11 protein-coding genes and 3 tRNA genes are annotated in these 14,645 nt (G+C 60.5%); 2 read left to right on the forward strand and 12 right to left on the reverse strand.

All coding sequences use genetic code 11. The features are described 5' to 3' along the window. Positions 1–56 precede the first annotated feature (56 nt). The 6 genes from OGM81_13815 to OGM81_13840 all read right to left on the reverse strand — a co-directional run bounded on the left by OGM81_13815 (position 57) and on the right by OGM81_13840 (position 3,940). Positions 57–806, reverse strand: a complete 750-nt coding sequence (locus OGM81_13815; GenBank protein UYJ43379.1) for a YjjG family noncanonical pyrimidine nucleotidase — start codon at positions 804–806, stop codon at positions 57–59. A gap of 29 nt (positions 807–835) precedes the next feature. Further along, complete coding sequence (locus OGM81_13820; protein ID UYJ43380.1) at positions 836–2,506, reverse strand: GDSL-type esterase/lipase family protein; 1,671 nt, start codon at positions 2,504–2,506, stop codon at positions 836–838. Between the two features lie 355 nt (positions 2,507–2,861). Next, positions 2,862–2,937, reverse strand: a tRNA-Trp gene (locus tag OGM81_13825). A 44-nt stretch (positions 2,938–2,981) separates the two neighbouring features. After that, positions 2,982–3,057, reverse strand: a tRNA-Thr gene (locus OGM81_13830). 3 nt (positions 3,058–3,060) lie between these two features. Then, a tRNA-Asp gene (locus OGM81_13835) sits at positions 3,061–3,137 on the reverse strand. Positions 3,138–3,331: 194 nt separating this feature from the next. Beyond that, entirely contained in the window at positions 3,332–3,940 is a 609-nt protein-coding gene (locus OGM81_13840) for a glycerol-3-phosphate acyltransferase (GenBank protein ID UYJ43381.1), read from the reverse strand. A gap of 76 nt (positions 3,941–4,016) precedes the next feature. Between OGM81_13840 and OGM81_13845 the strand changes: the two genes are divergently transcribed. After that, positions 4,017–4,583: a uracil-DNA glycosylase gene (locus tag OGM81_13845; protein ID UYJ43382.1), complete on the forward strand. Its 567-nt coding sequence runs from the start codon at positions 4,017–4,019 to the stop codon at positions 4,581–4,583. Positions 4,584–4,604: 21 nt separating this feature from the next. Further along, the gene (locus OGM81_13850; GenBank protein UYJ43383.1) at positions 4,605–6,971 is read left to right on the forward strand and encodes a PD-(D/E)XK nuclease family protein; all 2,367 of its coding nucleotides are present in this window, start codon (positions 4,605–4,607) and stop codon (positions 6,969–6,971) included. 117 nt (positions 6,972–7,088) lie between these two features. Here OGM81_13850 and OGM81_13855 read toward each other — a convergent pair whose 3' ends face one another. The 6 genes from OGM81_13855 to OGM81_13880 are packed head-to-tail and all read right to left on the reverse strand — an operon-like array spanning position 7,089 to position 14,636. Beyond that, the gene (locus OGM81_13855) at positions 7,089–8,318 is read right to left on the reverse strand and encodes a U32 family peptidase (protein UYJ43384.1); all 1,230 of its coding nucleotides are present in this window, start codon (positions 8,316–8,318) and stop codon (positions 7,089–7,091) included. A gap of 26 nt (positions 8,319–8,344) precedes the next feature. Further along, positions 8,345–9,625, reverse strand: a complete 1,281-nt coding sequence (gene mltG, locus OGM81_13860; GenBank protein UYJ43385.1) for an endolytic transglycosylase MltG — start codon at positions 9,623–9,625, stop codon at positions 8,345–8,347. A 57-nt stretch (positions 9,626–9,682) separates the two neighbouring features. Next, positions 9,683–10,504: a hypothetical protein gene (locus OGM81_13865; GenBank protein UYJ43386.1), complete on the reverse strand. Its 822-nt coding sequence runs from the start codon at positions 10,502–10,504 to the stop codon at positions 9,683–9,685. Between the two features lie 39 nt (positions 10,505–10,543). Further along, a complete protein-coding gene (locus OGM81_13870; protein UYJ43387.1) occupies positions 10,544–11,227 on the reverse strand; it encodes a thymidylate kinase in 684 nt (227 codons plus the stop codon). Beyond that, positions 11,220–12,005 (reverse strand): FAD-dependent thymidylate synthase, encoded by a 786-nt coding sequence (thyX, locus tag OGM81_13875; protein UYJ45014.1) that lies wholly within the window; start codon positions 12,003–12,005, stop codon positions 11,220–11,222. Before thyX ends, OGM81_13870 begins: the two co-directional genes overlap by 8 nt. A gap of 24 nt (positions 12,006–12,029) precedes the next feature. Further along, positions 12,030–14,636 carry a UvrD-helicase domain-containing protein gene (locus tag OGM81_13880; GenBank protein ID UYJ43388.1) on the reverse strand — a complete coding sequence of 869 codons (2,607 nt, stop codon included), beginning with the start codon at positions 14,634–14,636 and terminating at the stop codon, positions 12,030–12,032. Positions 14,637–14,645: the final 9 nt, after the last annotated feature.

Below are 14,645 nucleotides of genomic sequence, written 5' to 3' on the forward strand. Positions count from 1 at the left end.
CGCTGCCGCTGCCCTTGGGGAAAGGCAGCGGCATACTGCATAAGCCGCCGGGCAGTTTATGCTTCATTGCTGTGGCGGCGGTTGCGCACGCCGATGTTTTCCAGTTCCTCCGGCTCCATCACGATCTTGTACAGATCCTCATAGGAGCCGATCTCAAATTTGGGGTGGATGTTCGACTTGTTTTCCTCGTTTTTCAGGTTGAACCAGCAGGTGTCGAGGCCTGCGTTCTGGCCGCCCTTGATGTCAGCCAGCAGATCGTCGCCCACCATCAGCACACGGCTGCGGTTGGTGATGCCCAGGTCCTTGAGGACATGCTCAAACAGTTTGGCCGAAGGTTTGGCCGCACCGACTTTCTCGGAGATATAGACACCGTCCATGTAGCGCTCAATGCCGGAATCCCGGATGCGGGCCTCCTGCACCATGACCGCGCCATTGGAGACGATGGCCAGAGTGGCGACCTCGCTCAGTTCCTCCAGTGCGGTCAGCGCACCGGGAAGCAGGTCGGCATGGGTGGAAAGCAGTTCCTCGTAGCGGTCATTCATCTGGACAGCCTTGCCGTTATCGGGCAGGTCCATCGCTTTCATGAAGCGGCCGAACCGCTGCTGGAACAGCTTGGGTTTGGTCAGCTGGCCTTTGGCGAGCGCATCCCACAGCTCGCGGTTGACGGCGTGGTAGATCTCACAAGCGCGGGCGTCATGGGGCAGCTCGTACTCGGCCAGCATATCGGTCAGGGCCTGGCGCTCAGCCGCATCAAAGTCCAGCAAAGTGTTGTCAACGTCCAGAAGGACGCAAGTGTAAATGGCCATTTTAAAATGACTCTCCTGTTTCTGGTTTATTAGTCGTCCGAGTCGGAGTCGGGGTTCGTGGTCGGCGTCGGCGTCGGCGTGGGGGCGGCGTTGACGTGCAGCGTAAAGACGGCATCGGCGCCATTGTTGACGGCGTGGATATGGTAGGTGCCGGCCTCGTTGGCGGTAAACTCCACCTGATTGCCGGTAGCTTTCCAGCTGGTCTCCTCACAGCTCCACTGCACATCGCCGTTGGCGTTCTGCACATTGGCGGTAAAGGTCACCTTGTTGCCTACCGTGGCCGTGTCAGGTCCACTGACGGTGACGGAGGTCGGGTCAGCCTGCACGGTGACTTTGATCTGCGCGGTGGAGAAGGTACCGTTGATCTCGATGCCCGCCTTGATGGTGTACTCGCCCGCGTTGGAGCCGGTGAAGGTGAAGGTGCCGCCGTTCTGTTCCAGTTCGTCGTTGACCGACCACTGGACGTTGGAGTTACTGTAATCCTTGCCGCCCAGCTTGACCGTGGCGGTGATGGAGATGCTCTCGCCCTTCTTGATGGTGCTGTCGCCCTTGTCCAGCGTCAGCTCGACGCGGGAATCATTGAACATAGCCGTGACTGAAACGTCCTTGTTGATGACGTCGTAACGGGTGGCATCGGTGACGCCGTCGCTCCACTTATAGAAGGTGTAGCCATCGGCAGGCACGGCGGTCACGCTGACCTGGGTGCCGCTGGCAACCTCAAGATCCAGACTGGAAACACCGGTCTGGTTATTGCCGGTCAGGGTGCCCTTGCCGTTCTCGACACGGTAGCTGGCGGTCAGTTTATTGGGGGTAGCGGTCGGGGCCGGGGTGGCGCTGCTGCCGTTGCCTGCTGCCGAGGCCGCACGCTGCGGGATCTCTCCGCGATCGCCGCGGGTATCCTCCACATTGTGGGCGTGGTTCTTGATGTAATCCAGCACGACGTTGACGCCGGAGCCGGAGAAGCCGCCGGTGGAGGCATCCACGTAGCTGTCCACAGCGTAGCCCTTGTCGTTCTTCATGACTTCCGGCAGGTTCAGGTACTTGAAGCCCATATCGTTGCAGGCGACAGCCAGCTGCTGGTTGTACTGGTCAATGTAGGTCTGCTTCTGGGCGGCGTCGGCGGCGTCTTTGGAGACGGGCGCAATGGCGCAGGCCACCACGTCGCAGGCGGAGTAGGCCGACTTGATGCTTTGCAAGATCTGCTTGTAGTCGTTGACGAACTCGTCCACGCTGACAGAACCGTCCAGATCATCGCTGCCCACCATGACGTAGACGTGCAGGGGCTTCATCTTGGCGATGGCCTGTGGGATGGTGTAGCTGTTGGCGTCGTCGGCGAAGTTGACGCAGGTCTCACGCAGCACCTGGGAGACTTTCAGCCCATCCTTGCCGGCGTACTGGTTTAAGGTGATGCTGCTGTCTTTGGACATGGACACCGCCTGGGTGCCGCCCACAAAGACGGTATCGTTGATGTAGTTGCCCTGGGCACTCTCCTGCCCCAGGATGGAGCCGAGGCTGGTATCCAGCGGGTACTGGGTGGGATCATACAGATCAGACTCGCCAAACAGGCCCAGCTTTGCCGGCAGTATCCACGATACCAAAAAGCTAAGCACCACGGCCAGCACGCAGAACGCCATGACCACGCAGGCCTTGCGCTGGATGGGGCTGAGACCGGTTTTTTCCTCAGATCGTTTACGGCTCATCGGTTATGGTGACCTCCTTATAAAACGCGGCCCGGTTTGCGGCAGGCCGCCCATTTTTAAATGTACAAAGGCGCACAGCACCAGTATTAGATAGTAGCATTATAGCATACTTTTTTGCGTTTGAGTATCCCTTTTATAAAATTGTTACACTTTGGGCAGCATCGCATAACTCTAAGTGCCGATACGGCGAGCGAGCCATACCAACCGCCAAGCAAAAGCGCAGGTAATACTTTGTGTATTACCGAGCCTTTTTGCAGCGCAGATGGTGTGGCGCAGCCGATGGAGCGGCGCTTGGGAGTTGTGCAGTGTTGCCCTGCACAAACAAAAAACCGCGTACCTTTCGATACGCGGTTTTTGGCAGGGGTAGAAGGATTCGAACCCTCGGCACGCGGTTTTGGAGACCGCTGCTCTACCAACTGAGCTATGCCCCTATGTAAAACGCCCGCAGTGCGAAATGGCATTGCGGGCGTTAAGCTGGAGCTGCTAAGCAGATTTGAACTGCTGACCTCATCCTTACCAAGGATGCGCTCTACCAACTGAGCTATAGCAGCAAATGGCGACCCGAATCAGGCTCGAACTGACGACCTCTAGCGTGACAGGCTAGCGTTCTAACCAACTGAACTACCGGGCCATACCCAGCTTGTTGAACCCCGTGGCGCTTGCCGTGGCGGCTGCAACGTCAATTATTATAGCGGGCAAATGCCTAAATGTCAACACTTTTTTTGAATTTTTTTCGGATTTTTTCAATCTTTTTATTTTTTGCCGTTTCTCCGTTTGTTTTTCTGCGCAGAATTGCTTTTTTTGCCCTGCCGTGGTATGATATTCTCAGCTTTTGGGGCGGAAAAATTGTTTTTCCTGCCCTAAAAAAATTCTGTGCAATCCATTTTTGTGCCGCCAAAACATCATAGCCGCGGCCAACAGCAGGATGATGCCGCTCTCGGGCCCATACTGCACCCAGGCGATGGGCACTGCCAGCGTGGGGATGAGCACCGCCCCCAGCGGCAGGTAGCCCAGTCCCAGCACAGCCAGCCCCCCTGCCAGGCAGCACAATGCCCCGGTGACGGGCAGGTATAAGATCAGCCAGGTACAGGTAACGGCCACGCCCTTGCCGCCCCATCCCTTATGCCACAGGCTGCAGTTGTGGCCTGAGATGGCCCCCGCCCCGGCGTACAGCAGCGCTGTATGCCCCAGCACAGGGCCTGCCAGCAGCCAGCACAGCCCGCAGGCCAGCACGGTTTTGGCTACGTCGCCAGCCAATACGGCAAAGCCAGGGCCTTTGCCCAAGGTCGCCATGATGTTGGCCATGCCGGGGTTGCCGCTGCCCAGATCACGGGCGCTGCGGCCAGTTAGGCGGCGGGCGATACATTCTGCCGTGAGGAAACTGCCCAGCAGGTAACCCACCAGCAGGCAGAGGATGCGCAGTGTGATTTCCATGGTATTTTATCCCCTTTTCTTTATACATAAGTATGGGCGGCTTTGGGGGCGTGCCATACAGATTGAGGTGTTTTTTATGGATCTGCAAACTTTGCAGCAGGAATGTCTCGCCTGCCAGCGCTGCGGCCTGTGCCAGACGCGCACCAACGTGGTGTTCGGCCAGGGCGTGCCCAATGCCGAGGTGCTGTTTGTAGGCGAAGGTCCCGGCGCCAGCGAGGACGAGCAGGGCCTGCCCTTTGTGGGCCGCAGCGGCCAGCTGCTGGACCATTATCTTGAGGCCATTGATTTAAGCCGTGAGAAGAACGTGTACATTGCCAACATTGTAAAGTGCCGCCCGCCGCAAAACCGCGACCCGCTGCCGGAAGAGTCCAAGGCGTGCATCCCCTGGCTGCGCCAGCAGTTCCAGATCTTGCAGCCGCGCATCGTGGTCTGTCTGGGGCGCATCGCCGCACAGCAGATGATCGGGCCGGAGTTTTTGATCACCCGGGAACACGGCAAGTTTTTTGACAAGCAGGGCACCTTATTTATGGGCACCTACCACCCCGCCGCCCTGCTGCGCTACCCCGTAAACAAGCCCGCGGTGTTTGGCGATTTCGTAGCCCTGCGGGAGAAAATCACCCAGGTGTGTGACCACACCTACTAACTTATAAAGGAGATGCCACCCATGCCGGAGACAGAATCCCTAGCGCTTACCCTGCCCATCCGGCGGCTGGTGGAGTTTCTTTTGCGCAGCGGCAGCATCGACAGCCGCTTTACCGGCTTTGACCGCGCCAACGAGGGCGCACGCCTGCACCGCAAATTGCAGCGCGCCGCCGTAAAGGAATACCCGGATTACGAGGCCGAAGCGGCCCTGCGGCAGGAGTTTGGCTGCGAGGGCATCACCTACACTTTAGAGGGCCGCGCCGACGGCCTGTTTACCGACCGCGACGGCATGCGGACCATCGACGAGATCAAGACCACCACCCTGCCGCCGGAGTTCATCACCGGCGAGCAGAGTCCCGAGCACTGGGCCCAGGCGCAGTGCTATGCGGCCATATACGCCCTGCAAAACGATCTGCCTGCCATGCGGGTGCGGCTGACCTACTACCAGGTGGACGAGGAGTTGGAGTTCAACTTTACCCACGATTATACTGCTGAAGCCTTGCAGGACATCGTGCAGGGGCTGCTGACCCAGTACGCCCCCTGGGCGCGGCGGGCAGCAGCCTGGCAGCGGGACAGACGCGCCAGTTTGCAGGCGCTGACATTTCCCTTTGCGGGCTACCGGCCCGGCCAGCGGGCGATGATCGGGGCCGTATACAAGACCTGCTGCGAGGGCGGGCAGCTGCTGTGCCAGGCCCCCACCGGCATTGGCAAGACAATGAGCGTGCTGTTCCCTGCCCTGAAAGCGCTGGAAGACGGCGGGCCGGTGTTTTACCTGACGGCCCGCGGCACCACCCGCGCTGCCGCCGAAAACGCTGTGGCTGTGCTGCATGGCCACGATGCCAGCTTAAAGCTGCGCAGCGTGACGCTGACCGCGAAAGATAAGATCTGTTTGCAGGACCGCCGCGAGTGTACGCCCGAAGCCTGCCCCTACGCCAACGGCTACTTCGACCGGGTGAAAACGGCGCTGTGGGATGGGCTGGACACGCCCACCCTGACCGCCGACGCCCTGCGGGAACTGGCACGCAGGCATAGGGTGTGCCCCTTTGAGCTGGGACTGGATTTGAGTTTGTGGTGCGATGTGGTCATCGGCGATTACAACTACCTGTTTGACCCGGTGGTGCATCTGGCGCGCTTTTTTGAGAGCCGGGGCGACTACCTGTTTTTGGTGGACGAGGCCCACAACCTGCCCGGCCGTGCCCGGGACATGCACAGTGCCAGCCTTTGCAAAAGCGCCTTTTTTGACGCCCGCAAGCGGCTGGGCAAGGGCAAAAGCAGCCTGAAAAATGCGCTGACCAAGATCAACAATCTGTTTATCGAGTGGCGGCATCGCTGTGAGGAAGCCGAGGGCCGCACCTTTTTTGTGCGGGAACGCGCTGATGCTTTTGACCGCGCCTTACAGAAACTTTGTGAGCCTTTGGAAATTTGGCTGGACGAACACCGCGACCCCGACGAAACCCACGAAGCCCTGCTGCAGTTATTTTTTGATGTGCGCGGCTGGCTGCGAGTGGCCGATACCTTTGACGAGCATTTTGTTTTACAGGTATCTGCCTACGGCAGCGAAGTGCGTGTGAGCATGCTTTGCCTGGACCCGCATGAATTTTTGCAGGCGGATTTTGCCAAGGGCCGCGCGGCGGTGCTGTTCAGCGCCACGTTAAGCCCTGCCGGGTACTACAAGGACCTGTGTGGTGTGCCTAAGGCGCGGGCCGTGGCCCTGCGCAGCCCCTTTCCTGCGGAAAATTTAGGGCTGTGGTGTGCGCGGAACATCAGCACCCGGTACAAGGACCGGGCGGACAGCGTGGAAAAGATCGCCGCGCTGCTGTACGAGATGGTGTGTGCCCGCGCCGGGAATTACCTGGCGTTCTTCCCCAGTTACAGCTATCTGGAGCAGGTGCGGGAGGTGTTCTGCACTGCTCACCCGGAGGTGGAGACCCTGCGGCAGGATACCGCCATGGATGAAGCCAGCCGCGCGGACTTTTTAGCGCAATTTACCGCCGCACCCGGGCGTACCCTGCTGGGCTTTGCAGTGCTGGGCGGCGTGTTTGGCGAGGGCGTAGACCTGGCCGGAGAGCGGCTGATCGGCGCAGCCATCGTAAGCCCCGGTCTGCCCCAGGTCGGTCCCCGGCAGGAGCAGCTGCGCGCCCACTTTGAGGAGACGCGCGGCTCCGGGTTTGACTATGCTTACCGTTTCCCCGGCATGAACAAGGTCTTGCAGGCCGCCGGGCGGGTCATCCGCACGCCGGAGGATAAGGGTGTGGTACTGCTGATCGACGACCGCTTTTTAGCGCCTGATACCCGGCGTTTGATGCCGCCCCATTGGGATGGGCTAAGGGCCGTGGGCAGTGCCGAGGAATTGCGGGCGGAGTTGGAATGGTTTTGGAATAACAAATAAAATAGCAGAAAAGCACCGCAGACGGAGCGCTTCCGTAGGCGGTGCCTTTTTATGGGTACACGGTTTGGTGTAGGGGCGGATGACAAGCATCGACCCCTACATACAGGGCCGCCCTTTTTATTCCGGCTTGCGCATGCGCAGCAGGCTGTAGGGCATCAGCGGGGTGGCGCAGGGGATGGTATACTGCATCATCGGGTGCGGGGTGGCGTCGACGCGCTCGCCCTCGGCGTTCTTGATCCACTCCGGGGTCAGGGTGACGACACTGCCGTCAGGCTGCAACACCTCGATGGAATCCCCCAGGTTGAACTTGCCGCGCTGGGTGCAGTGGGCTACGCCCTTGTCCCAGCCGTCCACCGTGCCGATGAAGTCCCAGTCCCGCACATAGGTGTGGCTGGGGGTCTGCTGGGCCTGCTCCTTGCCGAAGTAGAAGCCCGGCGAATAGTGGCGGTGGCTGGTACGGTTCAGCTCCTCGATGACATCATCGGGCAGCTCAAAGTCATCATTGTAGGGGTCGCGCAGGTAGGCATCCAGTGCGCGGCGGTAGGCGCTGGTGACAGACGCAACATAGTAAAACGTCTTGGCGCGTCCCTCGATCTTCAGGCTGTCCACGCCTGCCTTGCAGATCAGGTCGATGAACGGCGCGGTGCAAAGGTCGTTGGCGTTCAGGATATAGCTGCCGTTGTCCTCGCTCTCACCGATCTCCATATACTGGCCGGGGCGGTGCTCCTCGACCAGGTTATACTTCCAGCGGCAGGGCTGGGCGCACTCACCCCGGTTGCCGCTGCGGCCTGCCATATAGCTGGACAGCAGGCACCGGCCGGAGACGCTCATGCACATGGCACCGTGAACGAAAGCTTCCAGTTCCAGGTCAGCAGGGCAGTTATCGCGGATGAGAGCGATCTCGGTCAGGGGCAGTTCACGGGCCAGCACCACGCGCTTGGCGCCCAGTTCGTAGCATACCTTGGCGGCCTCGTAGTTGGTGATGCCCGCCTGGGTGGAGACATGGCGCTCCACCTGGGGAGCGTATTTTTTGGCCAGCGCCAGCACACCCAGGTCGGCAATGATAAAGGCATCGACGCCGGCCTCGGCGGCATTCTGGATATACTGGGGCAGCTTGTTCAGCTCCTCGTTGGTGGGCAGGGTGTTCAGCGTCAGATAGACCTTTTTGCCGCGGGCGTGGGCGAAGATGCAGCCCTCGTGCAGCTCGCCCACCGTCAGGTTGACCGGGGCGGCCCGCATGCCGAATTCCGGCAGAGCGCAGTAGACAGCGTCCGCGCCGTACATGACGGCGTATTTCAAAGTTTCCAGGCTGCCGGCTGGGGCCAGCAGTTCAGGCTGTTGCAGCATGGGTATTCCTCCGTTTACAAACTGGATCAGGCCCAACCGGCCTTAACGCAGTTCTGGTAGTGCTCGTCGGCCGTCTTGGCGTAGAAGTACTGGCCGGCAACATCAGTGCCGGGGTGGCCGGTGACGAAGAAGTAGTAGCCCTCGTCGATATACTCCTGGTCAGGATTCAGCGCAGCCTCGATGGCAGCGTAACCGGGGTTGGAGATGGGGCCGGCGGGCAGGCCGCTGATGGAATAGGTGTCGTACAGGGCCAGCACATCGTCGGGGATGGCGCCCTGATCCGGCCAGCCGTAGTACTGGGCCGTGGGAGAGTTCCAGAGGTAGTTGTTCTCGCTGTCCCGCATGATATAGCTGCAGGCGTTGGATTCCAGCTTATGCTCGGCCCACTGCGGGTCGTCGGACTCAAGACGGTTGTGGAAGCAGGCGCTGACCTTGGCATCCTCACTCTCGAGACCGGCCTCCTCCTGAATGAAGCTGGCCAACTTGACCACGTCGTCGAGCGTGGTGCCCTTGGCGGCGATGGTATCGGCCAGGGCGGCGGTCTTGCTGGCGAACTCGCTGTACATGGTATCGACGTAGTAGTAGACGTCTTCGTCCGTGTAGACGTTGTAAGTTTCGGGGTAGAGATAACCTTCGCACTTCATCAGGCGGCCGTTATCGGGGATCTGGTTCCAGAAATCATACTGGCTGAAATCGGAGCCGTCGGTGCCGTTGGCGCAGTTGAGGAAGGTGTCCACATCGTCCACCAGCCCGGCATCCACAAAGATCTGGGCCACGCCGACAGCGGTAGTACCCTCGGGGATGGTGACGTTGGTGGTGGCGCGGCGCACGACCTCGGAGAGAGTCTTGATAATGTCGTTGTAGCTCATGCCAGAGCGCAGCGTAAAGTCGCCGTACTGGATGCCGTCGGCCTTGCCGCTGTATTTGGCGTATTGTTTAAAGAGCCAATCATACTGGATGATGCCCGCATCCTTCAGCTGGGTGGCAATGCTGCTGACGGAAGAGCCCTGTTCGATGGAGACGGTCTGCTCGGCACCCAGGTCGGTGCCGCCGTCGATCTCGCTGTAGAACTGCATGCCTTTATAGGCACCAAAGCCCACCAGCGCCAGGATGATGATAACGATCAGGCAGCCCACGGGGAAATGGCGGCGATGTTCCTCTTCTTCCTCGTCGTCATCTTCCTCATATTCCGGCTCGGGTTTCGGCTTGCGGCGGGGCTTGGGGGCCGGGGCCGGAGTAGGCTGAGTCTTGGGCTGCGGCGCGGGGGCGTTCTGCGGGGTCTCCCCGCTGGTACGGCTGATTTTCATAAGCTTTCTCTTTTCTGTTTTGTAATCCTGTTATAGGCGGTCAGCGTTTATCTGCCGTTACAGCAGCATGCGGAAATACACATCGGTCACCGGGAATTCTCCGTGCAAAAAGGCGATCATGCCATACCCGCAGCGCCGCCCGGCCCCCAGGTAGAGCGTCTGGTTTTCGGCCAGCAGCACGCGGGCGTTTTCGGCGCCGGTCTTTTCCCGGGCAGCCTGCAGCAGTTGGTCAGCGCAGTGGTCGTTATCGGCCTGCAATTCAATAAACTGCAAAGTATCGCCTTTGGTGTAATAGAGACCGTAGCCGCGCCGGTCGGACACAACGGTCAGGCCGCGGCGGTACAGCTGAGTCATCATCTCGTTCATGGCAGTCTCCGGCAGAGTGATGCAGCCGGGCTGGCAGCGCAGGCGGCGCTCCATCAGGTGGCGCACGGTCAGGCTGTCGAACTGGGCCTGGGCCAGCAGGTTGCGGCGGATGGGTTTGCTCACCACCCGCAGCGGCAGCAGGTTTTTAAAGCCGAGGTCCGCCAGGTGGGAGGCATCAGCGGCGGTGTCCGGCGTCATCACGGCGAAATCGCAGCCGTTCTCGGCAAAGGCGCGCAGGGCGCCCTCCAACAGTTTGGGCAGCAGTTTGTCCGCCGGGACGCCTTTGTCCGCCGCCAGGCCGGTGAACCAGATGCCCTTGCGGTGGGCGTAATGCACCGGCACAGCGGCCAGCATCAGGGCGGGCGGCGCACCGGGCTTTTCCAGCAGCAGGATGTTTTCCAGCCCTGCCACCCGCTGCAGCCAGCCGGCGGCGTCCTCGGCGGAATCACCGGTGGCGGCGCGGCGCAGCCGGGTCAATGCGGTAAGATCTTCTGCGGCGGCGATCCGCAGCATAGGCTTCTCCCCTTTCCGCGCAGTTCCTTTGCGCGCAATTTAAAGGACCTTTTCCAGTTCCTTGAGGATCTCATCATTGATGCTTTCAATCGTGCGCATCCGACGCTCTTCACTGTCCGGGGCCACCGGCTCGGTGCACTCGATGCGTTTCCAGCCCAAAGTGCGGGCGCAGTACTCGGCGGCGGCACGGCTGCGGGCGATATACTCCCGGTCCTTCTCCTGGATGTCCTTTTTCTCCTCGTGGCCCTGGTAGCGTTCGGTCAGCAGCCGCTGGGAGACCTCGGGGTCGACAGCCAGATAGATGACCTCATCCGGGGTCGGGATGCCGATCTTCTTGTACTCGAAATCGAACAGCCAGTTCAAAAATCCGTCCCAGTGCATCGGCGGCAGTTTGGAGCACTGGTGTACCGCGTTGGAGGTGGTGTACCGGTCGGACAGGACTAAACCGCCCTCGCGGTAGAACTCGCCCCAGTCGGTCTTGTAGCTGGCAAAGCGATCGACGGCGTAAAAGCTGGAGGCCGCGTAGGCGTTGACATCGTCGGGATGCTCGCCAAACTCCCCTGCCAGGTACATTTTGACGAGGGCCGAGGAATTGCTCTCGTAATTCGGGAAGGTGATCTGGCGCAGGTCCGCGCCGCGCTGGCGCAGGTGGTCCGCGGTCAACTTGGTCTGGGTGCCCTTGCCGGAGCCGTCCAGACCTTCAAAAATGATGAGTTTACCCATTCGGGAGTGCCTCCTTTTTGAGTGCAGCATATTTTTCCCGTACTTCGGCCTGTTTGCCGCAGCACATGCGGCCCTCCGGGCAGGGGCCGGTCAGGCAGCGTGGGCCTGCCGCGGCAAAGATATGCGGGGCCAGCGGCAGCACGAGTTTGAGCATTTCGTCGGCCACAGCGCGGATCTCCCACTGGGCGCGGTTGCAGCAGCGCAGGTTGAAGAAGTTTTGCAGGCTGCGGCAGTTCATCGTCATGACCATCTTGGTCTCGCAGGCGTTGGGCAGCACAAAGCGGGCGTCCTCGTTGGCCTGCTTGGAGGCCTTGGCCCGTGCGGCCTTTTCATCCATGCCCTGGGCCACGAACTTGGCGGTGTGGGCGTCCTCCAGCGTGTGGACGAGCTCGAGGTATTTTTTTGCGTCGTCGTTCATCGAAGCGATGAACTGGGCCTTGGCTTCGGGGATGGCCTCGATCTCCGGCGGGATGACATAGCGGAAATCTTCGAGCCGGACATAGCGCTGGCTCTGCACGCTGAAGCTGCCGATGCGGTGGCGGGTGACCTGCGCCAGGAAGGTGCGGGACACGCCCTCGATGCCGAAGGTGAAGCTGGCGTGCTCAATGGGGCTGGCATGGCCGACATCGGAAAGTTTCTGCAAAAAGGCGGCGGTCTTCTCGGGGGTCAGGCCCTCCAGCAAAGTATCGATATGCGCGTCAGAGTAGCAGAGCTTGGCTGCGGCTGCTATGGTGCGCTCGGGGTCGTTGGTATGGGCGATCAGTTCAACCAGCATGATTTCTTCTTCCTTTTATGATAGTCCTTATTCCTCGGTCAGTTTTTTCAGCGGAGCGTAGTTGGCCATCGTCTTTTTTACACCCACGCGGTCGAACTGGATCTCAACGATGCAGTCGCCTGCGATGGGGGTAGCCTTGATGACCTTGCCCTTGCCAAACACGCGGTGCTCAACAAGGTCACCGGGGGCGTAGCTGACGGCCTCTTTCTTTTTGGGCGTGGCGGACGGCGTGCCTGCCAGCGTGGAGGTGCCAGCCCCCGCCGGGGTGGCGTGGTGGGGGTTATTGCTGCGACCATAGCCGGTGCCAAAGCCGGTGGATTGCACATTGTGGCGGCCGCCGGAATAGTTGGGGCTTTCGTGTCCGCCGCTGGCAAAGCCGCTGCTGTAACCGCCGCCAAAACCGCCGCGGGGGCGGGCGTTATACTCGCTGTTGAGGTAGCCGCGGGATGCGCCGGAGTAGCCGCTGCGCCCGCCGGGCACGTTGGTGCTGTAACTGCCGTAACCGGCGCCGAACCCACCGCCGCTGTAGGCCAGCTCGGGGCTTTGGGTCTCATCCAGCAGGTCGGAGTCGATTTCAGACAGGAAGGTGGACGGCGGGTTGCGGCGGGTCTGGCCGAAGATCAGGCGGCTGCGGGAGGAGGAAAGGTACAGTTCCTTTTTGGCGCGGGTGATAGCCACGTAGCAAAGGCGGCGCTCCTCTTCCATGTCCTCTTCATTATAGCGGGCCATGTCGCCGGGAAAAACACCGTCTTCCATACCCACAACAAAGACGTAGGGGAACTCCAGGCCCTTGGCGGAGTGGATGGTCATCATCGTGACGCTGTCGGCGTCCTGGTCATAGCTGTCCAGGTCGGAGATCAGGGCGACTTCCTCGAGGAAACCTGCCAGGGTCGCGTCCTCGCCGTTCTGGTCGACGTAGGTCTTGACCGAGCTGATGAGCTGGCCCAGGTTCTCAAGGCGGGTCTGGCCTTCCTCTTTCTGGGCTTTCAGCATAGCCTCGTAGCCGGATTTTTTCACGACCTCGCCGGCGAATTCATCCAGCGGCAGCGTGACCGAGAGGTCGCACAGCTCGCGGTATATCTCATAGAATTTTTCCAGCGGGGCGGCGGCACGCTGCAGTTCGGGGTATTCCCGCACATGGCCGATGATCTCCAGCATGGGCACACCGTTTTTGGCGGCCAGGTCGCCGATCTTTTCTATGGTGGTGGCACCGATCTTACGGGCGGGTTCATTGATGATGCGGCGCAGGCGCACATCGTCCCGCGGGTTGACGATGACGGCCAGGTAGGAGTTGATGTCCTTGACTTCCTTGCGGTCAAAGAAGCGCTGGCCGCCCACGATGCGGTACGGGATGCCCGCGCGGGCGAAGTAGGTTTCGATGGGGTTGGACTGGGCATTCATGCGGTAGAGCACGGCGTGGTCCCGCAGGTGGGCACCCTCCCGCAGATGCTCGCCGATGATGTCGGCCAGATGGCTGGCTTCGTCCTGCTCGTTGGAGGCGGTGTAGTGGTGGACCTTTTCGCCGTTGCCGTTCTGGGTCCACAGAGTCTTGCCCTTGCGGCCTGCGTTGTTTTTGATGACGCTGTTGGCGGCATTGAGGATGTTGGAAGTGGAACGGTAGTTCTGTTCCAGGCGGATGGTCTTGGCCCCCTTGAAAACCTGCTCAAAGTTGAGGATGTTCTCGATGGTGGCGCCGCGGAACTTGTAGATGGACTGGTCGTCATCACCGACAACGCAGACATTGTTGGAGCCGCCCGCCAGCAGGCGCACAAGGTTAAACTGGGCAATGCTGGTGTCCTGATACTCGTCCACAACTACGTACTTGAACTTATCCTGATAGTAGCGGCGGGCTTCCTCATCGTTTTGCAGCAGCTTGACGGTGTGGTAGATCAGGTCGTCGAAGTCCATCGCGCCCGCCTTTTTCAGCCGGGCGGCGTAGGTGGTGTAGATTTTGGAGATGAGCGCCGCCTTGGTGTCGCGGGGGGCCTCCGAGGCAATATCCTCGGCCGAGAGCAGCTTATCTTTAAAGGAGCTGATCTGGCTGACAGCTGACTTAACCGGCAGGAATTTGTCGTCGATCATCAGATCCTTGTAGATCTGCTTGATGACGCGCTGCTGGTCATCGGAATCGTAGATGGTGAAGCTTTTGGGGAAGCCGATGCGCTCGGCATCCCGGCGCAGGAAACGTACGCAGGCCGAGTGGAAGGTGGACGCAAAGACGTCGCCGCCGAGGGTCGCGCCCAGCATGGCGCGCAGACGTTCTTTCAACTCCCCTGCCGCCTTGTTGGTAAAGGTGATGGCCAGCACGTTCCAGGGGCGGGCCGGGCGCACGGCGAGATAGGCCGTTTCGCGCGGCAGGTCGCGGCCGGTGGCCACGGCAGTGCGCAGGTCGTTGAGATCCTGCTCGGTGACGGGGCGGGCCAGCTCTTTGCTGCCGTGGGCCGAGCCAAAGCGGATGATGTTGGCGATGCGGTTGACCAGCACGGTGGTCTTGCCGGAACCGGCACCCGCCAAAATCAGCAGTGGGCCTTCGGTGGTAAAGACGGCCTGGCGCTGCATGGGGTTCAGTTTGGTAAAGCGGGCTTCGATATATTGATCGCGCAGGGCGAGATATTCACTGGTAAGATCGGGCATGGAGTTTTT

The sequence above is a fragment of the Oscillospiraceae bacterium genome, from assembly GCA_025758045.1.
In the GTDB taxonomy this organism is placed as follows: domain Bacteria; phylum Bacillota; class Clostridia; order Oscillospirales; family Ruminococcaceae; genus Gemmiger.